This window comes from Enterobacter quasihormaechei, from assembly GCF_004331385.1.
Classification (GTDB): domain Bacteria; phylum Pseudomonadota; class Gammaproteobacteria; order Enterobacterales; family Enterobacteriaceae; genus Enterobacter; species Enterobacter quasihormaechei.
Window position 1 is genome coordinate 1 of sequence record NZ_SJON01000002.1, and the last position, 25,137, is coordinate 25,137.

At 60.2% G+C, this 25,137-nt stretch carries 13 protein-coding genes; 8 read left to right on the top strand and 5 right to left on the bottom strand.

The window, feature by feature from the left end; all coding sequences use genetic code 11:
• Positions 1-708, bottom strand: a 708-nt coding sequence (locus E0L16_RS02625) for an SDR family oxidoreductase (RefSeq protein ID WP_131636262.1), incomplete at its 3' end; no start/stop codon positions are given.
• A gap of 98 nt (positions 709-806) precedes the next feature.
• Between E0L16_RS02625 and E0L16_RS02630 the strand changes: the two genes are divergently transcribed.
• The 7 genes from E0L16_RS02630 to E0L16_RS02660 all read left to right on the top strand — a co-directional run bounded on the left by E0L16_RS02630 (position 807) and on the right by E0L16_RS02660 (position 20,065).
• Entirely contained in the window at positions 807-1,724 is a 918-nt protein-coding gene (locus E0L16_RS02630) for a LysR family transcriptional regulator (RefSeq protein ID WP_102751119.1), read from the top strand.
• 892 nt (positions 1,725-2,616) lie between these two features.
• Positions 2,617-14,304: a BapA/Bap/LapF family large adhesin gene (locus E0L16_RS02635; protein ID WP_131636263.1), complete on the top strand. Its 11,688-nt coding sequence runs from the start codon at positions 2,617-2,619 to the stop codon at positions 14,302-14,304.
• Positions 14,305-14,384: 80 nt separating this feature from the next.
• The gene (locus E0L16_RS02640) at positions 14,385-15,788 is read left to right on the top strand and encodes a TolC family outer membrane protein (protein WP_131636264.1); all 1,404 of its coding nucleotides are present in this window, start codon (positions 14,385-14,387) and stop codon (positions 15,786-15,788) included.
• Positions 15,785-17,977, top strand: coding sequence for a type I secretion system permease/ATPase (locus E0L16_RS02645; RefSeq protein ID WP_131636265.1), 2,193 nt, complete (start codon positions 15,785-15,787; stop codon positions 17,975-17,977). Before E0L16_RS02640 ends, E0L16_RS02645 begins: the two co-directional genes overlap by 4 nt.
• Positions 17,958-19,157 carry a beta-barrel domain-containing protein gene (locus E0L16_RS02650; protein WP_063451808.1) on the top strand — a complete coding sequence of 400 codons (1,200 nt, stop codon included), beginning with the start codon at positions 17,958-17,960 and terminating at the stop codon, positions 19,155-19,157. The genes E0L16_RS02645 and E0L16_RS02650 overlap by 20 nt, the downstream gene beginning before the upstream one ends.
• A 250-nt stretch (positions 19,158-19,407) precedes the next feature.
• Positions 19,408-19,707, top strand: coding sequence for a type II toxin-antitoxin system RelE/ParE family toxin (locus tag E0L16_RS02655; protein ID WP_131636266.1), 300 nt, complete (start codon positions 19,408-19,410; stop codon positions 19,705-19,707).
• Positions 19,708-19,717: 10 nt separating this feature from the next.
• The gene (locus E0L16_RS02660; protein ID WP_107533573.1) at positions 19,718-20,065 is read left to right on the top strand and encodes a HigA family addiction module antitoxin; all 348 of its coding nucleotides are present in this window, start codon (positions 19,718-19,720) and stop codon (positions 20,063-20,065) included.
• Between the two features lie 50 nt (positions 20,066-20,115).
• On the opposite strand, the gene E0L16_RS02665 is transcribed toward E0L16_RS02660, so the two are convergent.
• Both E0L16_RS02665 and E0L16_RS02670 read right to left on the bottom strand, forming a co-directional pair.
• Complete coding sequence (locus E0L16_RS02665) at positions 20,116-21,297, bottom strand: aminotransferase-like domain-containing protein (RefSeq protein WP_131636267.1); 1,182 nt, start codon at positions 21,295-21,297, stop codon at positions 20,116-20,118.
• Positions 21,298-21,317: 20 nt separating this feature from the next.
• Positions 21,318-22,205, bottom strand: coding sequence for a LysR family transcriptional regulator (locus E0L16_RS02670; RefSeq protein WP_131636268.1), 888 nt, complete (start codon positions 22,203-22,205; stop codon positions 21,318-21,320).
• A gap of 97 nt (positions 22,206-22,302) precedes the next feature.
• Here E0L16_RS02670 and E0L16_RS02675 point away from each other — a divergent pair, with 97 nt between their 5' ends.
• Positions 22,303-22,905: a short chain dehydrogenase gene (locus E0L16_RS02675; RefSeq protein ID WP_131636269.1), complete on the top strand. Its 603-nt coding sequence runs from the start codon at positions 22,303-22,305 to the stop codon at positions 22,903-22,905.
• On the opposite strand, the gene E0L16_RS02680 is transcribed toward E0L16_RS02675, so the two are convergent.
• On the bottom strand, positions 22,902-23,633 hold the full coding sequence (locus tag E0L16_RS02680; RefSeq protein WP_131636270.1) for a class I SAM-dependent methyltransferase: 732 nt from the start codon (positions 23,631-23,633) through the stop codon (positions 22,902-22,904). The genes E0L16_RS02675 and E0L16_RS02680 overlap by 4 nt on opposite strands.
• Before the next feature lie 124 nt (positions 23,634-23,757).
• Positions 23,758-25,137 carry an amidohydrolase family protein gene (locus E0L16_RS02685; protein WP_131636271.1) on the bottom strand — a complete coding sequence of 460 codons (1,380 nt, stop codon included), beginning with the start codon at positions 25,135-25,137 and terminating at the stop codon, positions 23,758-23,760.

The window sequence follows — 25,137 nt, forward strand, 5'->3', positions numbered from 1 at the left end:
CGTAGGTCTGATGGTGATTTCGGTGGTATCGACACTCTCAGGCGCCTCGATGATATGGCGCACGGCGCGGGCGATATCAGCCGGTTTGAGGGCAATAGCCCGGTACGCATCCATCACCGCCATGGTTTCTTCGTGCGTAATGGTCGAGGCCAGTTCGCTTTCCACCACTCCGGGGTTGACGCAGGTCACGCGGATGTTCGAACTTTCCTGACGCAAACCATCGGAAATGGCCCGGACCGCAAATTTGGTTGCACAATAAACGGCGGCTGTGGGCACAACGGACAAGGCACCGATCGAGCCAATATTAATGATCTGCCCCGAGTTCTGGGCTTCCATAATTGGCAGAACCGCGCCAATTCCCCACAGTACGCCTTTAATATTCACGTCAATGGTGCGTTCCCACTCATCCTGCTTGCCTGCGGAAAGCGGAGAGAGGGGCATAATGCCCGCGTTGTTAATCAGTACGTCAATGCGGCCCCACTTTTCCCGTGCTGCCTGAACGAAGGCAGCCATCGACTGGCGGCGGGTTACATCTAATTCCTGCGCCTCTGCCTCCCCTCCTGCGCTGCGGATTTCTTCAGCCAGAGCGTGGATGCGATCCAGCCTGCGTGCCCCGAGGAATACTTTTGCGCCTGCCTTGCCCAGCTCTCTGGCAATACCTTCTCCAATACCGCTGGAGGCACCGGTAATTAAGATCACTTTGTTCATGTTTTACTCCTTCAGTTGAGTTCAAAGCAATCATAGAGTCTCAACATTGTTTCTTGTATCCTGCCTTTACTGGACTCACTGGTTAGCGATGTTAAACAATGAAAATTGATCTTAATTTGTTACCGCTTTTTCTGGCGGTCGCCGAGGAGCGCAGCTTTAGCGCGGCCGCCGGGCGGCTGGGCATCACCCGTTCCGCTGTCAGCCAGGGGATAAGACGTCTCGAAGATGGGTTTCAGACCCTGCTGGTGATGCGCACCACGCGCTCGGTAAGCCTTACCGAAGCGGGTGAACGGTTGCATAAATCGTTGCAGGGGCCCATCGCCAACATTGAAGCGGCTTTTGACGATGTCACGTCAGACAGCACACCGCGCGGACAGCTCAGGATCGCGGTCACCTCAATTGCGGAAGCGTTTCTTTCTGGCCCCCTGCTCGCCTCGTTTGCGGCAGCGCATCCTGCGGTATCGCTTGATGTCTTCGTGTCAGATGAGGAATTCGATATCGTGGCGGCGGGCTATGACGCAGGGGTGAGGCTGGGCGAAGTTATCGAAAAAGACATGATCGCCGTTCCCCTTACGGGCCAGCAGCGTGAACGGGTGGTGGCTTCACCTTCCTATCTGGCGACGCACAGCGCACCGGCGCATCCCCGAGAGCTGGTCGCTCATCGGTGTATCGGCTGGCGCCCTTCCCCGGACGTCGCACCCTATCGCTGGGAATTTGAAGAAGCAGGCGTCCCTTTCGATGTGGCCATTGAACCACAAATCACCACTAACGATCTGCGTCTTATGCTCAGTCTGGCGCTGGCGGGCGGTGGAATTACCTTTGCCACGGAGGATACCTTCGCGCCGTACATTGAATCAGGACAGCTGGTTTCCTTACTGGATGCGTTTCTTCCGTCTTTTCCTGGCTTCTATCTCTATTTTCCCCAACGCCACAATATGGCCCCCAAACTCAGAGCCCTGATCGAGCACATCCGCCAGTGGCGCCAGCTCCCCGCCACGCAACCTGCTCAGCGATAAACGGTTCCAGCCCTGGATGCAGATTTTCCTCAATCTACCGCGTCCTTTTGATGAGCATCAACGACAGCACAGCGTTACCATGGAAAATGACAAAGGACACGATGGGCAGGACTTTACACAAGGATGGAACCGTAAAAATGCACAGACCAATGGTCGTTATCCTCTTTATTCTTTTGACATTAGCCGCCCTCGTGGAAATCGGCCTAATTTCTTTCGGCTAAACCGGTTACTTCTGAAAGGCCACATTTGTGGCCATTTATTTATTAAACATGAGAAGAAATCACTTTATTTTTTGAGTAGCAGAAATTAAAGGCCCTATGAAAATATATTTTATAAATGAGATAATTTTAAATATATCATACACCAGATAATTTAACCTAACTTAAACCGCAATTAAGCAGCAATTAAACCTAACCAAAATTATATATATATCGCACATTTTAATTATTATTATCGCCCTGCCAGCCCCGTTTTAAGGGTTGCACCTTTTACGCCAAAACCCTTTCGCCACGCGCCCTTGTAGCGAACGAAATATATTCATGCTATCAATTAATTTCCCCTGCAATAACCGCGCTGGGTTTACGAACGCTTAATTTGCATATTCAGACATTTATAGCTATATCATTTTCATAACGAAATAAATCAATACCTGCACAAATAATAAGGCTTATAAATCGCAAATATATAAATAAACAACAGTTTCCTGACTAAATAATTAGCTTTGCCCTGAGGTTGCCACTTTTAATCCTGGCGGGCATCGGTCGTGCTAAAGAAAGTGACGGTAAATTCTGTTTTTTAAACAGTATTTTCGCCGGGAGCGCGCTCATCCCTTCAGAAACGATGGCCTTGTTTGACACGCCGTAACCAATAACTCTGCTGGAGTAATAACTGTATGAGCCAAATATCTGTTATATCTAAATTAACTGGCGTGGAAACGACCACGGAAGGGACACAGATAACACTCGATCACTCATCTGTCGTTAAGCTTAACGTGGATCGAGCCGACATCGCAGGTTACTCCCGCAGCGGAAACGATCTGGTGATCACCCTCAACTCGGGCGAAGTGATTACCCTGAAGAATTTCTACGTCACTGATGCGCAGGGCGTAAGCCAGCTGGTACTTGAGGAGAGTGACGGCGCGCTGTGGTGGATTGAAGATCCAACCGGTGCCGCGACCTATGAATCCATCGCCTCCACCGATGCATTACTGGCGGCGTCAGGGAGCGATGCCGGCGGCGCCGCAGCGTGGCCCTGGGTGCTGGGTGGCCTGGCCGTCGCAGGGGGGATTGCCATCGCGGCGGGAACCGGCGGTGGAGGGGGCGGAGATGACGATAACAACAACCCGAATCCTGGCAATCCGGGAAATCCTTCCGAACCTGATACTACGCCTCCGAATGCCCCCACCAATCTTCAGGTCTCACCTGACGGCAAAACCGTAACCGGTACGGCTGAACCGGGCAGCACGATTACCCTGAAAGATGCCAATGGCAACACCATTGGAACGGGCAAGGTCGGCAGCGACGGTAAATTCACTATCGATCTCGGTACGCCGCTCACCAACGGAGAGCAGATCACCGCCACCGCCACCGATCCGTCCGGCAATACCAGCCAGGGCGGTCAGGTCACGGCACCGGATCTCACCGCGCCGGATGCACCTGCCAATCTGGAGGTTTCACCTGACGGCAAAACCGTAACCGGTACGGCTGAGCCGGGCAGCACCGTGACCCTGAAAGATGCCGACGGCAACACCATTGGAACGGGCAAGGTCGGCAGCGACGGTAAATTCACTATCGATCTCGGTACGCCGCTCACCAACGGGGAGCAGATCACCGCCACTGCCACCGATCCGTCCGGCAATACCAGCCAGGGCGGCCAGGTCACGGCGCCGGATCTCACCGCGCCGGATGCGCCTGCCAATCTGGAGGTTTCACCTGACGGCAAAACCGTGACCGGTACGGCTGAGCCGGGCAGCACCGTGACCCTGAAAGATGCCAATGGCAACACCATCGGCACGGGCAAGGCGGGCAGCGACGGTAAATTTACTATCGATCTCGGTACGCCGCTCACCAACGGGGAGCAGATCACCGCCACCGCCACCGATCCGTCCGGCAACACCAGCCAGGGCGGCCAGGTCACGGCGCCGGATCTCACCGCGCCGGATGCGCCGCAGATTGTCACCGTCAGTGATAACGTGGGCACCGACGCGGGCCCGCTGAGCAACGGACAGCGCACGGACGATGCACGCCCGACGTTTAGCGGCATCAGCGAAGCTGGCACCGTCATTACCTTCTATGACAACGGCAAGCCGATCGGTACCGCCACGGCCGATGCCAGCGGTAAATGGAGCTTTACCCCGTCGACCAACCTGTCTGAAGGAAACCACGCTATTACCACCACCGCGACCGATGCCGCAGGCAATACCAGCCCGGCGTCCACGGCGGTAACTTTCGTGGTAGATACGGTCGCGCCGGGTGCCCCGGCGATCGTCAGCATAACCGATGACGTTGCGCCCAATACCGGCACGCTCGGAAGCGGAAGCACCACGAACGATCCGCGCCCGCAGCTCACCGGCACGGCGGAAGCGGGCTCTACGGTCACCATCTATGACAACGGCATTGCCATTGGCACTGCGGTTGTGGGCAGCAACGGAAGCTGGAGCTTTACGCCGTCGGTAAACCTGAGCGAAGGCAGCCACCAGCTTACCGTACGCGCCACCGACGTCGCCGGTAACACCGGTCCGGCCTCGCCGGCCTTTACCGTAACGGTGGATGTCACCACCCCGCCTACACCAACAGGATTTATCGTTAACGACGATACCGGAGGACTGAAAGGCGCGATTACCGCCGGACAGGTTACCGACGAGTCGCAGCCGCGGCTGACGGGCCGAGGAGAGCCGGGCAGCACGATTACGGTTTACGATAACGGCGTTGCGATTGGCAGCACCACCGTTCTGCCGAACGGTACCTGGAGCATCACGCCGACAACGCCGCTGGCAGAGGGTGCACACTCAATTACCCTGCGCGAAACCGATGCGGCAGGCAACCAAAGCGGCCTGTCTGAGCCGATCAACTTCACCGTCGATCTTACGCCGCCAGACATGCCGGAGGCGACGCTCAACTCCACAGGCACGCAAATCACCGGTACCGCCGAGCCGGGCAGTAAAATTGTCATCACCAACAACGCTGGGGTGCAAATCGGGACCGCCACTGCCGACAGCAACGGCAACTACGTCGCCAACCTCAACCCTGCACAAGTGAACGGCGAGATCATCTCCGTGGTCGCTTCCGATGCGGCAGGCAACCAGAGTTCACCGGCGCTGGTTAACGCCGCGGATATCACCCCTCCTGCCGCACCGGGTAACCTTGTGGTGGCAGAAGACGGGGCAAGCGTCAGCGGAACCGCCGAGCCAAACAGCACGATTATCATTAAAGCGCCAGACGGTACGACCATCGGCCAGGCCACCGCCGGCCCGGATGGCACCTTCACTATCCCGATTTCGCCAGCCCAGACCAACGGCGAGGCCCTTGAAGTGACGGCTACCGACGGCAGCGGCAACACCAGCCCGTCCGGCTTTGCCGACGCGCCAGACAGCACGCCGCCGCAGGCGCCGGAAAATGTGGTTATCTCTGCCGACGGCACCACGGTGACCGGTACAGCCGAGCCGGGCAGCACCGTGACCATTCGTGAAAATGGCGTGAAGGTCGGGGAAGCGGTTGCCGACGATCAGGGTAATTTCAGCGTTGATCTGATCCCGCCGAAAGCCAACGGCGAAGCCCTGACCGCCGATGCCACCGATACCGCCGGCAACACCGGCCCGACCACGCCGTTTGACGCGCCGGACATCACCGCAGCGCAAACCCCGGTCATCACCGGCGTGGTGGACGATGCGCCAGGCGATACCGGTCCCGTCAGCCAGAACGGTCTCACCAACGACAGCACGCCAACCATCAACGGAACGGGCGAGCCAGGCACCACCATCACCCTTTACAGCGGCACTACCGTCATTGGCACCGGTACGGTTGGGCCTGACGGCCAGTGGTCCATCACGCTGGCTACCGCGCTGCCGGACGGCGGGCACGTGCTGACGGCGACTGCGGTTGATGCCGACAACAACCTCAGCGTGACATCGAACACCTGGAGCATCACGGTGGATACCGCCGTTCCGGGCGCCCCGGCCATTACGCAGGTCGTTGATGACGTACCGGGCACTACGGGGGCGCTGGACAGCGATGGCATCACCAACGACACGCTCCCTACCGTGAACGGTACCGGCGAGCCGGGAACCACCGTAACGATCCGTCTGGATGGGCAGGATATTGGTACAGCCCTCGTTAACAGCGCCGGCGCGTGGACCTTTACGCCTGCCACGCCATTAGTGAACGGCCAGCATACCTTCACCGTCGTTGCGAGCGATGCGGCAGGTAATACCAGCGCGCCTTCTGGCGGCTTTACCTTTACCGTCGATACGACTCCGCCACTGGCGGCCACCATTGACACCGTCTCCGATAATATTGGTCCAGTACAGGTTCCGCTTAACAGCGGGGATACTACCGACGATACGCTGCCGCAGTTGCAGGGTACCGCACCGGCAGGCACCACCATCACTATCTACGACGGCACCACCCTGCTCGGCACGGCCGTGCTCGACGGCAGCGGCGGCTGGAGCTTTACGCCAACCACGCCGCTGACGGAGGGTCCGCATTCGCTGACGGTCCACGCCACGGATGAAGCGGGTAACACCACCATCTCGCCACCGTTTGAGCTGGCGATCGACACGACCGCGCCTGCAACGCCGGATATTCCTGACATTACCGTCAACCCGGACGGCGGCACGCCGGGTACTGCCCTGAATCCGGGGGAGACTACCCGCGATACCACGCCAACCCTGAGCGGCTCGGGCACGCCGGGGGATACCGTGAACATTTACGATGGCGCCACCAAAATTGGTGAAGCCGAGATCGACGGCGACGGCAACTGGACCTGGACTCCAACTACCCCGCTGCCTGACGGCACCTACGATCTCTCCCTGACGGTGACCAACCAGGACAGCGCCGGGAACGAAAGCGCGCCGTCCACGCCGGTGACCATTACCATTGACAGCGACGCCCCTGCCGCGCCGGGTGTTCCGGTGGTGACGGACAGCGTGAGCCAGATCACCGGTCCGGTGGCCGATGGCGGATCCACCAACGATCCGCGTCCGGTACTGAGCGGGACCGGTACGCCAAACGACGTCATTACCATCTATGACCAGGTGGGTACAGGCGCGCCGCAGGCCGTAGGCAGCGTTACGGTAGACGGTAACGGCAACTGGACCTGGCGTCCGGAGAGCAACATCGGCGAAGGGACGCACGAATACACGGCGACCGCCACCGATGAATCCGGCAATGAATCTTTGCCATCAGCCGGTATCACGATAACGGTAGATACCCTTGATCCGACTACCCCGGTCATCAGCGACATCGCTGGCGCGCAGAACGGCGGGTCTACTAACGACACTACGCCAACCCTGAGCGGCACCGGCACCACCGGCGAAACGGTGATCATCTACAACAACGGCGTGGAGGTGGATCGCGTTGATGTCGTTAACGGTCAATGGTCCTATACCCTGCCGACGCAAACCGATGGCCCGCTGAACATCACCGTTGCCGCGGTGGATGATGCGGGTAACCTTAGCCCGGTCAGCCCGGTCTTTAGCGTGACGGTCGATACCCAGACGCCAACCGTACCGCAAATTGACGCCGTCTCTGACAGCCAGCTGGCAAACAGCGTGCTTTACACCCGTGACGGCACACCAACCCTTACCGGGATCGGCGAGCCGGGTTCGAACGTAACGGTCACCGTTGACGGCGTCGCCTCTCCGGTCGTGGTGGTGGTTCAGCCGAACGGGACGTGGACCTGGACCGCCGACCCTGCGCTCGCGGAAGGGCCGCACACCTTCTCGGTCGCCGCGAGTGATGCCGCGGGGAATACCTCCGTCAGCTCCGGCGATCTCAGCGTGACGGTGGATACGCTGCCGCCTGCAACGCCAACGAATATCGACATCGCCGAGCAGGGTACGCCGCTGACCGGTACGGCGGAAGATGGCACCACCGTGACGGTACGTGACGCCAACGGCAATATCATCGGAACCGGCGTTGCGACGGGAGGTACCTTCACCATCGCCCTCTCGCCGGCCCAGCTGGATGCCACCACGCTGACGCTGATCGCCACGGACGCAGCAGGAAACGCCAGCCCGTCAACCACCTTTGACGTGCCGGAGTCCACGCTCGATCTGCCTGCGGTACCGGTGATTACGGCAATCAACGATGACGTCGATCCCGTCACGGGCGACGTGAAAGATAAAACCACCAATGACACCACGCCTACCCTTACCGGCACCGCCGATCCGGGCAGCGTGATCGCCATTTATCAGGATGGATCGCTGCTTCCGGTGACCACTGTCGTTGCGGATACCAACGGCAACTGGAGCTACACGCCGCTCCTGCCGCTGACGGAAGGGCCACATACCTTTGCCGTGACCGCCACGAATACCACCACCGGCGAGACCAGCGGGCAGTCGCCGATCGCGACCGTCACCGTCGACCTCACCGCCCCGACAGCGCCAGCCATCGGTGCGGTGACCGATGATGTGGGTCCGGTTACTGGCCCTATCGCCGACGGGCAGAGCACCAACGACAACCGTCCTACCCTCACCGGGACAGGCACGGCCGGGGACACCATTACGATTTACAATAACGGCGACCCGCTGGGCACCGTTCTCGTCGGGCCAACCGGCACCTGGAGCTATACGCCGCCTGCGCTGGATGACGGCAGTCACACCCTGACCGTCACCGCCACCGACCCGGCAGGGAATGAAAGCACCCCATCGGCAGGGATCACCATCGTTGTCGATACCGTCTCCACCACGCCGGTGATAACCAGCGTGACGGATAACGCGGGCAATGCCGCAACGCCTGTACCAAGCGGCGATCCGACCAACGACACCACGCCAACCCTGACCGGCACCGCAGAGCCGAACAGCGTCGTCGCCATATTTGATGGCACCACGCAGATTGGTACCGTGGCAGCAGACAGTACCGGCGCCTGGACCTTTACCCCGGAAACCGCCCTCGGCGAAGGGACGCATGACTTTACCGTCAGAGCGACGGATCCGCAGGGCAACGTTAGCCAGCCGTCCGGCGTCTGGAGCGTCAATATCGATCTGACGGCGCCACAGGTGCCGACGATCGATTCGGTCAGCGACAACGCCCCGGGTGGCGTAACCGGCCCGCTTTCCGCCGGGCAGGTCACCAATGACACCACGCCAACCCTTAGCGGCACCGGCCAGGCGGGCACCACCATTCACGTGCTGAATAACGGCGTGGAGATTGGTACCACCACGGTCGACAGCAGCGGCAACTGGACCTTTACGCCGGATCCGGTCCTGACGGACGGGACGTATAACCTGCGCGTTAACGCCAGCGATGACGTCGGAAACGTCTCCGCCAACTCGCCAGTGTTCGCCTTTACGGTGGATACCGCTGGCCCTGCGGCTCCGGTCGTCACGACGGTGATAGACGACGTGGGCCCGGGAACGGGAACCCTCGCCAGCAACGGGGCCACCAACGACACCCGTCCAACCTTCAACGGTACGGGGGAAGTGGGCGCAACGGTACACGTTATTGTTGATGACGTGGAAATTGGCACGGCGGTCGTCAACGCCCAGGGTACCTGGAGCTTCACGCCGACCACCGCGCTGAGTGAAGGGCCACACACCATTACCTTCAACGCCACCGACGCCGCAGGCAATACCGGCGACACCTCGCCGCCGTTCAACCTGACGGTGGATACGTCGGTACCCGTTGCACCGGTCTTTACGCCAGCCACCGATAACGTTGGCACCGTACTGGGCCCGGTCGCTTCGGGGCAAAGCACAGACGATACCACGCCAACGCTGAACGGCACCGCGGCGGCCAACGCGACCATCACCATTTATGAGAATGGTCAGCAGGTGGGCACCGCCGTGGCGGATGCCAACGGCGTATGGAGCTTCACCCCCGGCACGCTGGCAAACGGCAGCCACACCTGGACCGCCACGGCAACCGACGCCGCGGGCAACGTCAGCCCTGCCTCACCGGGCTTCACGCTGGTTGTGGATACGACCGTGCCTGTCGCGCCCGTTATCACGCAGGCGATTGACGATGTTGGCACCATCACCGGGGCGATCGGTTCCGGCCAGACCACCAACGATCCTCTTCCGCGCCTGGTGGGGACCAGCGAGCCGCTGGCAACCGTGAATATCTATGAGGGCAACACGCTGGTGGGCACCGGTACTGCCGATGCCAACGGCAACTGGACTATCGATATCACCGTGCCGCTGGACAACGGGCCGCATACCTTTACGGCAGAAGCCACGGATCAGGCGGGCAACACCAGCGCGCCATCCGGCGACTTCAGCCTGACCATTGATACCACGCCGCCAGCGCTGCCGGTGCTGACCAGCATCACCGATGACGTCGGTAACGCTGCGACGCCTGTCGCCAACGGCGGGTTAACCAATGATGCCCGACCAACGCTCACCGGTACGGCAGAAGCCGGCGCGACGATCACCATCTTTGATAATGGGGTACAGATTGGCACCGCTGTCGCCACCGGCGGCGCGTGGAGCTTTACGCCATCTACCCCGCTGGCTGACGGGCCGCACAATCTGACCTTCTCCGCCACCGACGCCGTGGGCAACGCCAGCGCGCAGACCGGCGGCTACACCATCAATGTGGATGCCACCGCCCCTGTCGCGCCGGCCATCACCTCGATTGTGGATGATGTGGGAACCGTCACCGGCCCTGTCACCGGCACCAACCCAACCAACGATACGCGTCCAACGTTAAGCGGCACGGCGGAAGCCAATTCCACCGTACGTATTTACGACGGTGCGACGCTGGTGGGTACGGTCACCGCGGATGCCAACGGCAACTGGACGCTGCCGCAAACCAGCACCACGCTGACGGAAGGCGCGCATAACTTCACCGCCACCGCCACCGACGCCGCGGGCAATACCAGCGTGGCATCACCGATTATCACGATTAACGTTGACCTGACGCCGCCACCAGCCCCGGCGGGCCTGGCGGTGATCACCAACGGTACGCAGGTGACCGGTACGGCGGAAGCGGGAAGCACTGTCACCATCACCAGCAGCACCGGAACCGTTCTTGGAACGGCCGTCGCTGACGGTAGCGGGAACTTTAGCGCCACCATCACCCCTGCCCAGACCGCCGGCGAATCCCTGATCGTCTTTGCTACCGATAAGGCCGGTAACGCGGGTATTACCACCTCCGTGATTGCTCCAGTCACGGCGATCCCGAACGCGCCGGTTATCGCCACCATCGACGATAACGTCGGGACGGTGACGGGCAACCTGACCAACGGAAAAACCACCGATGACACCACGCCAACCCTGAGCGGTACGGCGCAGCCGAACGCGACCATCACCCTGTATAACAACGGGGTGCTGATGGGCACGGTCACCGCGAATGCCAGCGGCAACTGGAGCTTCACCACGCCGGTACTGAGTGAAGGCCCGCATGCCTTCACCGCCACGGCGAGCAACGGCTCGGGCACCAGCCCGATTTCCACGCCGACGACCGTGATTGTCGATCTCACTGCGCCAACGGCCCCGACCGGGACCTTCAACGCAGACGGCAGCGTACTGACCGGCAGCGCCGAAGCGGGCAGCACCGTCACCATCCGCCTGGCGGATAATTCAACGGTCACCGCCACGGCGGACAGCAACGGCAGCTGGAGCTACACCTTCCTCAATAAACAGACGGAAGGCCAGACGCTGCAAATCACCGCCACCGATGCGGCAGGCAACGTCTCGCTGCCTGGCTCAGCCCTTGCGCCGGTGGTGCCGCTGTCGGCCAGCACCAACGCTGAGGAGCTTGCGCTGACGACCACCGCCACGGTGACCAACTCGCAGTACAGCGACTACGGTTTCCTGCTGGTGGGCGCCGTGGGTAACGTGCTGACGCTGCTCGGCAACGACACCGCGCAGGTAGGTTTCACCGTCGGCAGCGGCGGCACGGCGGATATTGCCGTGAACGCCAACGCCACGGGTGCCGTGCTTTCCCTGCTCAACACCCTTGAGCTGGTGGTGCAGCGCTTTGACGCCGTCAACAATACCTGGACTACCGTTGTGGATACCGGACAGCCGCAGTTCGCTGACCTGTTGACCCTCGGCGCGGCGGGGGTGTCGCTCAACCTGACCGGCCTGGCGAATGGCCAGTATCGCGTCCTGAGCTACAACACCAACCTGCTGGCAACCGGCTCCTACACCAGCCTCGACGTGGCGGTGAAAGAGACCAGCGCGGGTACCGTGTCCGGCGACACCAGCCTTGCGGGTAACGTGATCACCGACGTTGACCCAACCGCAGGCAGCGACAACGCCCCGGCGGGCACCACCGTCACCGCGGTCACCAACGCCCAGGGCACCACCACCAGCGTTACGGCTGACGGCACGGTGATTCAGGGGCAGTACGGCACGCTGACCATCAACCTGGACGGCAGCTATACCTATAACCTGACCAATACCAGCGCCTCGGTCATTGGCCGCACGGAGAGCTTTACCTACACCATCACCCACAACGGCACCAGCGCCTCGGCAAATCTGGTTCTGTCGCTGGGCGAAGGCGCCACCAGCAGCGGGATCGTGGCCGTGGACGATACCGCCTCGCTGACCTTCGACACGACCGTTGAGGCCATTAACAACGGTCCGTCGTCGCAGGGCGGCTTTACCCTGGTGGGCATTAACCTTGGCAATACGCTGGGGCTGAACCTGCTGGACGATCTGGCCAACCCGATCATCTATAACGTGGAAGAAGGCACCACCCGCACCATGACCGTTCAGGCCTCCGTGGGCGGCGTGGCGCTGGCCTCGGTGTTCGACCTCTACATCTATAAGTTCAACAATGCGACGCAGACCTTCGAGCAGATGCGCGTTGAACCGGGCTGGCTGCGCGCGCCGCTGCTGGGCGGCACCTCGCCGCAGCTGACGCTGAACCTGCCCGCCGGCGAGTACCTGTTCCTGCTGAATACGGCGGCGGGGATCACCGCGCTGACGGCCTACACGCTGAACGTCTTGCAGGATCATGTCTACAGCGTGGCAAGCGTGAGCGAGTCCACCACCGGAGATGTGCTGTCCGACGATATCGCACCGGCGGGTACCGTGGTCTCCGACGTTAACGGCGTGACGGTGAACGGTAATGGTCTGACGGAGATTACCGGCGAGTACGGTACGCTGCGGATCAACGCGGCCGGGGAGTACACCTACACCCTGAAGAGCGGGGTCGGTGCTGACAGCATCAGCACGCCGGATACCTTCGTTTATACCATCACCGCGCCGAACGGCTCGAAAGACACGGCATCGCTGAACATCACCCCAACCGCGCGGCCAATGGACGCGGTGAACGATGTCAGCACGGCGATGGACGTGAACTCGGTACACCGCACCGCAGCCTACTCGGATACCACCGTCGGCTCGGCGAGCTGGAACGCCGCGCTGCTTACCTCAACCCAGGGTACCGGCACCGGTACCTTCGTGGTGGATCCTAATACCGCGCTGCATAACGTGGTGCTGTCGTTTAACGTCGCCTCGCTGCTGACGCTTACCGGGTTAACGGTGGACTGGACGCTGACCAACGGCACCACCACCATCCGATCCGGCTCGTTCAACGGCGGGCTGCTGCTGGGCGGCAGGGCGACCATCAACCTGACGGGACTCGATCTGGAGGCGGGAACCTATACGCTGAACTATACCGGCAAAATGGGGCCACTGGGGGTGGGGAATATCACCGTTACCCCAAGCGTTACCGGCACCAGCTACTCGCTGTCGCAGTTCGACGCCACGGGCACCCACACCGTTGAAGGCAATATCTTCGACGGCACCGGCTCCGCAGGCGCAATGGACCAGCTGCACTCGGTGGATACCCGCCTCAGCATTACCGGCTACGACGGCGTGACCACCACGCTGGATCCGTACACCGGCAGCACGCAGGTGAACATTACGGGCCACTACGGCACGCTGGCGATTGCCGCAGACGGCAGCTACACCTACACGCTCAACCCGGGGATATCGTTCTCTACCATTACCAGCAAGGAGGTCTTTAACTACACCCTGACCGATGCCAACGGTAGTAAGGATACTGCGTCGCTGACCATCAACATGGCGCCGAAATTTGTCAGTTCGGAGCATAACGATCTCATCAGCGGCACGGCCTATGGCGACACGCTGATTTATCAGGTGTTGAACAATACGGCGGGTAACGCAACGGGGGGCAACATCACCAGCGCTGGCGGTGACCACTGGACGAACTTCTCCCTGGCGCAGGGAGACAAGATCGACATTGGCGATCTGCTGGTGGGCTGGAACGGTAGCGCGTCGACGCTTGGGAACTATGTCTCTGTTTCACAAAGCGGTGGCAATACTGTGATCTCCATCGACCGTGACGGCACGGGAGCCGCCTACACTAAATCTACGCTCGTTACGCTTGATAACGTTCAGACCACCTACGACGAGCTTGTAAACCAGCAGCACATCATTACCTGATAGCACGTGCAATAAATGACCCGGGCGCGCAGCGCCCGGGCATAAACAATAAAGCAGTACTCTTTTATTAGGGACAAGACATGGGAAAGAAGATGCCTTACTGGTGGCTCTCGTGCTGCCTGATATCTGTGCCCGCTATCGCGGCAAACCCTGCGGCGATGATTAATACCGGACAATTACGCGAAACGCAGGAACTCCCCTCGTTAAACGGTCGCGTGGCGCCCGTTGCCGGCAAGGCCGCCCCCGGCACGCTTCAGCTGAATGAAGCCGTTAACCGCGCCGTGACCTGGCATCCGGCCATCAGTGAAGCCGTCGGCAAGCTCTATCAGCAGAGCGAAAATGTGGACGTCGCCAAATCAAAATATTACCCACAAATCAACGCTGGCATGGATAACGGCTATACCCACGACGGCGACGATAACGGCTTTACCCCCTCGCTGGTGCTTTCCCTTTCGCAGATGCTCTATGACTTTGGCAAAGTCGCCAGCCAGGTGCGCGCTGAAAACGCGGGCGTCGCCCAGCAGCAGGCTAACGTGCTGGTAAGCATCGACACCATCGCCCACGATACCGCCATCGCCATGGTGCAGGTGCAAACCTGGCAGCAGATGGTCGAGACGGCCAAAGAACAGCTGGACGCCCTGACCTCCATCGGCTCGCTGACGAAGCTGCGTAATGACGAAGGCGCCACGTCGCTCTCTGACGTGGTGCAGACCGACGCCCGTATCGAAGGCGCGCGCGCGCAGCTGATGCAGTATCAGGCCAGCCTCGACAGCTCGCGCGCCACGCTGATGAGCATGCTGGGCTGGGACAGCCTGAACGCGGTCAGCAATGAGTTTCCGCAGAGCCTGGCCCGCAGCTGCGACATCGCCGAGCCGGACGATCGTCTGGTGCCCTCGGTGTTAGCCGCCTGGGCGCAGGCCAACGTCGCGCAGGCTAACCTTGACTACGCCAACGCGCAGATGACCCCTACCGTCTCGCTGGAGCCGGAGGTTCGCCACTATCTTAACGACCGTTACTCCGGCAACGAAACCCGCGACCGCACCCAGTACTCCGCGTGGATAAAGGTGCAGATGCCGCTCTATCAGGGCGGCGGCCTCACCGCCCGGCGTAACGCCGCCGGACACGCGGTGGAATCCGCCCAGTCCACCATTCAGCGCACCCGTCTTGAGGTGCGGCAAAAGCTGCTGGAGGCGCGCAGCCAGGTGATGAGCCTGATGAGCACGCTTCAGATCCAGGGCCGTCAGGAAGCGCTCAGCGCCCGCACCCGCGAGCTGTATCAGCAGCAGTATCTCGATCTCGGTTCCCGCCCGCTGCTCGACGTGCTTAACGCCGAGCAGGAGGTTTATCAGGCGCGCTTTACCCAGCAGCAAACTGCCGGACAGCTGCATCAGCTTCAGCTGAACTGCCTCTACCAAACCGGACGCCTGCGTCACGCGTTCGATCTTGAAAACCGCACCATCCAGACCGTGGAGATCCAGCCATGAAGCAACGCGATATCCCGCAGGGTGAAAACATGACGGATGAGGCGCTGGAGCAGTGGGCGCAGGCGTTTGGCTATGTGGCGACGCGCTATCGCGTTGCCTGCTCGCCAGGCTCGCTCGTCGCGGGCGCGCCGTGGCTGAAAGGCAAACCGATGGTGCCCGCGCTGACTCAGCTCGCCCGTGAAGCCGGGCTGACCTTCCAGTTGCTGACGGCCGACCAGCAGTCCATCAACAGCTGGCGTCTGCCGGTGGTGGTGGAGCTGAACGACGGCAAAATCGGCGTGATCGACAATTTCGACGGCGAGGATACGCTGGAGGTCAGCTTTTTCGACGACAACACGCACACCAACCGCCTGTCGATGAGCGCGATGCTGCCCGCCATCCGCCACGTTATTGCCCTGCGTCCGCTGGCGGCGCTGAAGGACAGCCGCGTGGATGCCTATATCTCAAAATACCGCCCGGACTGGCTCTACCGGCTGGTGATGCGCGACCTGCGCCCTTACAGCTGGGTAATGCTTGCGGCGCTCTTTATCAACGTGCTCTCCCTTTCCGGCATTGTGTTTTCCATGCAGGTGTACGACCGGGTGATCCCCGCCCAGTCCTACCCGACGCTCTACGTGCTGACCATTGGGGTACTGATCGCCACCCTGTTTGGCTTTGTGCTGCGCGTGGCGCGCGGGCACATTATGGATCTGCTGGGCAAGCGCTCGGATCTGCGCGTGTCGGATCGCGTGTTTGGCCACGCGCTGCGGCTGCGCCACAGCGCCATTCCGCGATCGACGGGAAGCTTTATCTCCCAGCTGCGCGAGCTGGAGCAGATCCGCGAGATGGTCACCTCCTCCACCATTTCCACCATCGTCGATCTGCCGTTCTTTATCCTGTTCGTGATCGTGCTGGCGATCATCGCCCCGCAGCTGGCGTGGATCGCCCCGGTCGCGGCGCTGATCATGGTTCTGCCCGGCCTGCTGCTGCAAAAGAAGCTGGCGGAGCTGGCGAAGCAGTCGGCGCATGAATCCACCCTGCGCAACGCGGTGCTGGTGGAGAGCGTGCAGGGGCTGGAGGACATCAAGCTGATGCAGGCGGAGAACCGCTTTTTGCAGCAGTGGAACAGCTATATCCAGATCACCGCCGAATCCGGTCTGCGCACCCGCGAGCTGACCCAGAACCTGATCAGCTGGGGGATGACCATCCAGAGCCTGGTCTATGCCGGGGTGATCGTGGTGGGCGCGCCGATGGTGATCGACGGCACCTTAACCACCGGTTCGGTGGTGGCCGCCTCGATGCTGGCCTCGCGGATGATCGCCCCGATGGCGACGCTGTGCGGCGTGCTGGCCCGCTGGCAGCAGGTTAAAGCGGCCAAAGAGGGGCTGGACAGCATTATGCAGCTGCCGACCGAGAACCAGCGCGAAGAGACGCCGATCCGCCAGGACGTGCTGCGCGGCCACTATCTTTTCGAGCAGGCGCAGTTCCGCTATCACCCGGAAGATCCGCGCATGGCGCTGCGCATTAACCGCCTGGAGATCAAAGCGGGCGAAAAAGTGGCGATCCTCGGGCGCAACGGTGCGGGGAAATCAACCCTGCTACAGGCGATGGCGGGTGGAATGGATCTGGCGGGCGGCGAGCTGCGGCTCGACAACCTCAGCCTGCCGCATCTGGACGTGGCGGACGTGCGGCGAAACGTCGGCTTTATGACCCAGAACGCGCGGCTGTTTTACGGCACTCTGCGCGAAAACATCACGCTCGGCATGCCCCGCGCCACCGACGAAGAGATCTTCGAGGTGCTGGAGATGTGCGGCGCGGCCAGCTTTGTGCAGAAGCTACCAAAGGGGCTGGATTACCCGATTATGGAGAACGGCGTCGGGCTGTCCGGCGGGCAGCGGCAGTCCATTCTGCTGGCGCGGATGCTGCTGCGCGACCCGAATATCGTGCTGATGGACGAACCGACCGCCTCCCTGGATGAACACACCGAGCGGGAATTTATTCAGCGTCTCGGGGCGTGGCTTGGCAACCGTACGCTGGTGGTTGCTACCCACCGCGTGCCGGTGCTGGAGCTGGTGGAGCGCGTGGTGGTGCTTAAAGACGGCATGCTGGTGATGGACGCGCCAAAAGCGCAGGCGCTGAACAACAGCCGTATGCAGCAACAGCAGCAGGCAACCGGACGGGAGTGGAAAAATGAAAATCAGTCAGCGTGACGTCGCCGCAGTAGAAGATCTGGATAACGCGCTCGATTCCGAAAGCGGTTATACCGGCGCCCGGCGCATCGTTTTCTTCTCCCTGGTGATGTTTGTGGTGCTCGGCATCTGGGCGTGGTTCGGAGTGCTGGACGAAGTCTCAACCGGCACCGGAAAAGTGATCCCCAGCTCGCGCGAGCAGGTGTTGCAGTCGCTGGATGGGGGGATCCTCACCGAGCTGAACGTGCACGAAGGCGATCAGGTGCAGGCCGGACAGGTGCTGGCGCGGCTGGATCCTACCCGCTCGGAATCTAACGTTGGCGAAAGCGCGGCGCGCTACCGCGCGTCGCTGGCCTCCAGCGCGCGCCTGTACGCCGAGGTCAACGACCTCCCGCTGAAATTCCCCCCTTCGCTGGCGAAATGGACCGACCTGACCGCCGCCGAAACGCGGCTCTACAATTCGCGTCGCGCCCAGCTGGAGGATACGCAGCGTGAACTCCGCTCCGCGTTAGCGCTGGCCAATAAAGAGCTGGCGATCACCCAGCGGCTGGTAAAAACCGGGGCCGCCAGCCACGTGGAGGTGCTGCGCCTGCAACGGCAGAAAAGCGATCTGGAGCTGAAGCTCACCGACGTGCGTTCTCAGTATTACGTGCAGGCCCGTGAAGCGCTGTCGAAGGCCAACGCTGAGGTGGACATGGTGTCAGCGATCCTGAAAGGTCGGGAGGATTCCGTTACCCGCCTGACGGTGAAATCGCCGGTGCGCGGGATCGTGAAAAACATCAAGGTGACCACCATCGGCGGCGTTATACCGCCCAACGGCGAGCTGATGGAAATTGTGCCGGTGGACGATCACCTGCTGATTGAAACCCGCCTCTCGCCGCGCGACATCGCCTTTATCCACCCTAATCAGGAGGCGCTGGTGAAAATCACCGCCTACGATTACGCGATTTACGGCGGGCTGCACGGGGTGGTGGAAACCATTTCGCCGGACACCATTCAGGACGAAGCGAAGCCGGAGGTGTTCTATTACCGCGTATTCATTCGCACCAGCCAGGATTATCTGGTGAACAAGGCGGGCAGGCATTTTTCGATTGTGCCGGGGATGATTGCGACGGTGGATATTAAGACCGGAGAGAAAACGGTGCTGGATTATATGATTAAGCCGTTTAACCGGGCGAAAGAGGCGCTGAGGGAGCGGTAGTTAAACGCCGGGCGGCGGCTACGCCTTACCCGGCCTACATTTTCGTAGGCCCGCGCAAGCGCAGCGCCGCCGGGCATTAATCCGCACGCAAGACGTGGAATCCGCCTCGAAGAATTAACCTTTAGTCATGCATCACACTTCCCTTCAGCCATGACCAGGGTAATATTACTCGCAAACAAAATGCACTTGCGCACAGTGCAGGAGTGCATTACTATCCACATAGCTTCATGGACTGGAGCTCATAAGCACTATGATTAATCATTTTCGTGATCAATGGCTTAAGGATTTTTTTCTGTATGGGAAATCCAGCAATGTAATCCCTTCTAGCCTTGAATCAGCCTTAGCGAGGAAGCTGGATATGATCAACGCTGCCACCTCGCACCGGGATCTGAGATCCCCGCCGGGCAATATGTATGAATTGCTGAATCCCCCGCTTGCAGGGTACTCGGCGATTCGCGTGAACAGGCAATACAGGTTGGTATTCAGGTGGTCAGAGGGCAAAGCAGACGATCTCTACCTCTCTCCGCACAAATACACGCCATACAAATGAGGCATTACCTATGACTCTTCAACAGGCTCTACGCAAACCCACCACGCCGGGCGACGTGTTGCAGTATGAATATCTTGAGCCGCTCAATCTGAAAATTAGCGATCTTGCGGAAATGCTTAACGTGCACCGTAACACCATCAGTGCTCTCGTTAATAATAATCGTAAACTGACGGCCGATATGGCATTCAGATTGGCCAAGGCATTTGATACCACCATTGAATTCTGGTTGAACCTACAGCTAAACGTCGACGTCTGGGAAGCGCAAACCAATTCCCGGACTCAGGAGGAGTTGAGCCGTATAAAGACGGTCGCGGAAATTATGGCAAAAAGGAAATCAGGCCAGCCGGATGTGGCCTGATCGGTCGTTTTCCCCGGTACGATATTGACCGCACCGGGTTTCACGCATATTTACAGGGAGATTTTCAGGCGTCGAACCGCTTCTTTCAGCTGTTCATCCGTTGGGGTAACGAACGACATGCGCAGCGTTGTCTGGTCCGGTTCGTTGCAGTAGAAGAACTCACCCGGCACAAACACCACGCCGTTGCTCAACGTTTTTTCCAGCCATTTCGTCGTATTCATGCCGTTGTTCATTTTTGCCCACAGGAACATCCCGCCCTTCGGCTTGTGGAACGACATCACATCGCCCAGCTCGGCTTCCAGTTCCGCTGCAAACGTCTGGTATTTCTGGCGATAGGCCTCGCGGATCATTTTAATCTGGTTCGCCAGACGCCCGGTTTTCAGATACTCGTACGTCATCAGCTGCGACAGCGTGCTGGTGTGCAGATCGGTGGTTTGCTTGAGGTTCACCACCGCGCGCTTCAGCCATTCCGGCACCAGCACCCAGCCCACGCGGGTGCCCGGCGCGAGGATTTTGGAGAAGGTAGAGGTGTACACCACGTTATCCTCATTGCCGATATCTTTCGCATGGGCAATCAGCGGGCGGAACGCTTCGTCAGTGTAATTGATCTCGCTGTACGGGTCGTCTTCGATGATCACGAAGTCGTAGCGCTTCGATAATTCCACCAGCTGTTTACGGCGCGCTTCGGAGAGCGTCACGCCGCCGGGGTTACCGAAGGTTGGCACGATATAGACCGCCTTGATGGTTTTCTTCGCCACCAGCGCTTCCAGCTCATCCACTTTCATGCCGTCGCCGTCGGTGCCGACGGATTCAAAATTCGCCTGTGCCAGGCCAAAGACCTGCAACGCGGCGAGGTAGGTAGGACGCTCAACGACGACCGTATCGCCTGGGTTAATTAACGCACGCGCCAGCACGTCCAGAGACTGTTGCGAGCCCGAGGTGATGACCACGTCATCGGCTTTACAGGCGATGCCGCGTCCTTCGCAGATACGCTGGATCTCTTCGCGCAGCCCCGGGACGCCTTCCGTCAGGCCGTACTGGAACGCTTCGCCAAAATGCTGAGACAGCACGGCATCAGCAGCGATTTTTAAACCTTCGTGATCGAACAGGTCCGGGTTAGGAATACCGCCACCCAGCGAAATCACGCCTGCCATTTTGCTATGTTTTAATAATTCACGAATGGCAGAGGATTGCAGGCCCTGCGCGCTGCTGGCGAGTTTGTTTGCAGACATTCTTTGCTTACCTTCTTTTTTTATAGTGTGCCCAATCTTAGCAGAATATGCGCAATAAATTCCGTTAGCTTAGGCAGCGGACGCAAATCCTGACGCCACAGTAAATGCACCGGCCTCGGCGCGGGTGTGAATGCCTCCAGCACCCGTACCAGCCTGCCGCTCGCCAGCTCTTCCGCCACCAGCACTTCCGGTTGCAGCAACAGTCCAGCCCCGGCTCGCGCCGCCATGCGTAACCCGTAGCCGTCATTGCACCTTAAGACGGCATCCCGCTTCCAGCGCACTTCGCCTTCAACACCCGGCAGCCGCCACTCGTTACGCGCCGTCCATACCGTGTGCGACAGGCACAGATGATCCACCAGATCGGCTGGCGTTTGCGGCGTACCGTGGCGCGCCAGATAATCCGGCGAAGCGCAGATCGTCATGTTGTAAGGACACAGGTATTTCGCCACCAGATCGTCATGACGAATCTCACCGATGCGAATGGCCAGATCGACCCCTTCTTCTACCAGATCGACCATTCGATTGGTGAGATCCAGCTCGATGCGCACTTCCGGGTAGCGCTGTAAAAACGAGGCGGTCAGGGGCGCGATAACGCAGCCGCCAAACGACGTGGGGGCCGTCACGCGCAGGGTGCCGGCAGGTGCGGCACGCAGACGTTCAACCGCGTTTTCGGCAATCGAGACCTGCTCCAGCACGCGCCTTGTCTCTTCATAATAAACGCGCCCGGCATCCGTCAGGCTCTGGCGGCGGGTGTTGCGCTCCAGCAGCCGCGTGCCGAGCTGCGATTCCAGCTGTGCAATATACTTCCCGACCATCACCGCCGACATCTCCAGCCGCGACGCCGCGCCGGTAAAGCTGCCGCTCTCTACCACCGCGATAAACGTCTCCATCCCGCGAAGCTTATCCATATTCCAAACCTTTGGTTAGTAATCATCTAACTTTATCCCAGTTTATCTGACTTTTTATTTATTAAAGAATGAGGGCTTACAACATGAGGAGTCGGATATGAAAATCGTCATTATTGGTGCCAGCGGTACGGTCGGTCGTGCAGTCGCAGAAGAGTTAAGCCAACGCCACGAGACGATCCGCGTGGGTCGCACGCAGGGCGATCGTCAGGTGGATATCACCTCTCAGGCGAGCGTACAGGCGCTGTTCGAAAAAATCGGCCCGGTGGATGCGATCGTCTCCGCAACCGGAGGGGTGCACTTCGGCCCGCTCGCAACTATGACCGACGGCGAGTTCAACCAGGGCTTGCAGGATAAGCTGCTGGGGCAGGTTCGTCTGGCGCTGACCGGCCAGCACTACCTGAACGAAGGCGGTTCGATTACGCTGATAAGCGGGATTGTGGCGCACGAGCCGATTGCACAGGGCGTCAACGCCACCACGGTAAACGCGGCGCTGGAAGGGTTTGTCCGCGCCGCGGCCTGCGAACTGCCGCGCGGTATTCGCATTAACCTGATCAGCCCGACGGTGCTGACGGAATCCGCCGAAGCGTATGAGGGCTTCTTCCCCGGCTTTGTAAGCGTTCCCGCCGCGAGCGTGGCGCAGGCCTACCGCCGCAGCGTGGAAGGGGTACAGAGCGGTCGGGTATATAAAGTCGGTTATTAAGCCTTACGGGCGGCGATGAGCACCAGCATCGGGCGCTCCGCCTCTTCGGCCAGCGCGGGCCAGGCGTCAACCTGCGCCTGCGTTGGCCCCCACTCATTGACTTCACTTATCGTTAATCCCGCCTTGACCAGCGCGTTGAGGACCGTACCCAGCGTGCGGTGATATTTGATGACCCCCTCTGCCAGCCAGTTGCTGACGCGCTTGCCTTCGTCCTGATAATGGTTAACGCCCCAGAACCGCTCACCGTTGTCATCGGTGAGCCAGCCCTGACGGGTGGCGCAGGTGTAAATCGGGTGTTCCATCGAGAAGACCAGGCTGCCGCCGGGTTTGAGCGCGCGCTGGACGTTGGCGAATAATATGTCCAGTTGCGGCAGGTAGTGCAGCGCCAGCGAGCTGTAGACCAGATCGAAACTGTTTTCGCGAAGCTGAAGAGAGTCGAGATCGCGACGCTGATAGTGAATCTGCGCGTCATCCGTCAGTTCAGCCGCGCGGGCCAGCATTTTTTCTGAGATATCGACGCCCGTAACCTCGCAAGCGCCCAGCTCGCGCGCCACGCGGCAGAACCAGCCGTAGCCGCAGCCGAGATCGATAACCGATTTTCCGGTTAAATCCGGCAGCATCGCCTTAAGCGCAGGCCACTCCGGCGCGCCGTCCAGCCCCTGCACCGAGCGCGGAAGCTGAGCGTAGCCTTCGAAAAATGCCGGATTGTCGTAGATGTTTTGTGCCATGGCAGATCCCTCTTTAAGAATGTGCCTGGCAGTATACTGCATTGTCGGGTGGCGGCTTCGCCTTACCCGACCTACAAATCTCCGAACCGTAGGCCGGGTAAGCGCAGCGCCACCCGGCTCGCTTTTAGCCAACAACGCCCCAGACAAGGTTCCCCTTGTGGAACGTTGCGGTGCGCGGAGAAATGCGCGCCACCGCCTCGGCGGAGCAGGAGGCGTCCACCAGCACAAAGCTGGCTTCATCCTGCGCTTTCGGCCATACGCGTTCACCTTTATCGTTCAGCGGCAGCACGTCGCCGGTGGCGATGCCGAGCGCGCGGGAGAGCGTCTGCTCGTTCGGGCGAATATAGAGCTGGGCATACAGATTGGCTTTCTCCAGCATGTCCCCCAGACCGTACGGCGACCAGTGGTCGATCACGCTGTCGGTGCCCGTCATCACGAACACGCCCTTCTCCCGCAGCTGCTTCAGCGGCATGTGCAGGGTGCCAATCGGCACGGTGGAGGCGATGGTCACCTGCTGCGCCGCCATGCGGGTGGCTATCTCATCCACCTGCTGCTCGTTGAGCGTCGCCAGCGCGAAGGCGTGGCTGATGGTCAGCTTCCCCTTCAGCTCCGGCGTTTTCTCCACGGTTTCCACCATGTAATTCACCGCCGCCACGCCCGCCGGGCTGGTTTCATGCAGGTGAATATCCACCCCTTTGTCGTAGTCCAGCGCAATCTGGAACATGGTATCGAGCGATTTTTCCATCGCGCCGTCAACGCTGGTTGGGTCCAGCCCGCCCACGTAGTGCGCCCCGGCCTGCATCGCCTCGCGCATCAGCTTTTCAGAGTTGGAGAGCAGCAGACCGTGCTGCGGGAAGGCAACGATTTCGCAGTCGAAACCTGCGCTGCGGCGCGCCAGCACCGCCTGCAAATTCTCCAGGTTTTTCAGGCCGGAAACCGGCTCAATATTGCAGTGGCTGCGGGCAATCGTGGATCCTTTCGACTGGATCAGGTCGATCAGCTTTTCCGCGCGCGCCTGAGTGTAAGGCTGTAACTCCGGCAGCAGCTTCTGTTCCAGGCGGATCATATCCTGAATAGTGGTTCCCGCCGGGCGGTTGAGCGACCGCCACGGGCCGCCGTAAAAGGTTTTATCCAGATGAATGTGCATGTCGCGCATCGCCGGAAGCATCAGTTTCTTACCCGCGTCGTAGTGCGGCAGCGCGGCGTCGGCGTGGCTGTTGTTATCGCGAAGGGCGACGATTTTACCGTCTTTGATCTCCAGCGTTTTCAGCTCGGTGCGAGTGCTTGTCGCCACGCTGCCGTCGACGTTGAACCCGGCCTCCAGCAGCACGTTGTCCAGATAGTAATGTTTTGCGGTGATGTTCATCGGTTTCCCCGTCTCGCAGGTTGCCTTTGCAGAGTCGGCAGCATACGCGACGGAGCCGGTTGCGCCAAACAGCGCGCAGGCGGTGACCATTTTGCCGCTCTGGCTGATAAACTCGCGGCGGCTTTTGTTTTCACTCAT

Coding starts and splice junctions, on each gene's coding strand:
- E0L16_RS02660 (WP_107533573.1), top strand. CDS start 19,718: ATGACTCTTCAACAGGCTCTACGCAAACCCACCACGCCGGGCGACGTG.
- E0L16_RS02630 (WP_102751119.1), top strand. CDS start 807: ATGAAAATTGATCTTAATTTGTTACCGCTTTTTCTGGCGGTCGCCGAG.
- E0L16_RS02670 (WP_131636268.1), bottom strand. CDS start 22,205: ATGGATAAGCTTCGCGGGATGGAGACGTTTATCGCGGTGGTAGAGAGC.
- E0L16_RS02635 (WP_131636263.1), top strand. CDS start 2,617: ATGAGCCAAATATCTGTTATATCTAAATTAACTGGCGTGGAAACGACC.
- E0L16_RS02650 (WP_063451808.1), top strand. CDS start 17,958: ATGAAAATCAGTCAGCGTGACGTCGCCGCAGTAGAAGATCTGGATAAC.
- E0L16_RS02680 (WP_131636270.1), bottom strand. CDS start 23,633: ATGGCACAAAACATCTACGACAATCCGGCATTTTTCGAAGGCTACGCT.
- E0L16_RS02655 (WP_131636266.1), top strand. CDS start 19,408: ATGATTAATCATTTTCGTGATCAATGGCTTAAGGATTTTTTTCTGTAT.
- E0L16_RS02645 (WP_131636265.1), top strand. CDS start 15,785: ATGAAGCAACGCGATATCCCGCAGGGTGAAAACATGACGGATGAGGCG.
- E0L16_RS02665 (WP_131636267.1), bottom strand. CDS start 21,297: ATGTCTGCAAACAAACTCGCCAGCAGCGCGCAGGGCCTGCAATCCTCT.
- E0L16_RS02685 (WP_131636271.1), bottom strand. CDS start 25,137: ATGAGTGAAAACAAAAGCCGCCGCGAGTTTATCAGCCAGAGCGGCAAA.
- E0L16_RS02640 (WP_131636264.1), top strand. CDS start 14,385: ATGGGAAAGAAGATGCCTTACTGGTGGCTCTCGTGCTGCCTGATATCT.
- E0L16_RS02675 (WP_131636269.1), top strand. CDS start 22,303: ATGAAAATCGTCATTATTGGTGCCAGCGGTACGGTCGGTCGTGCAGTC.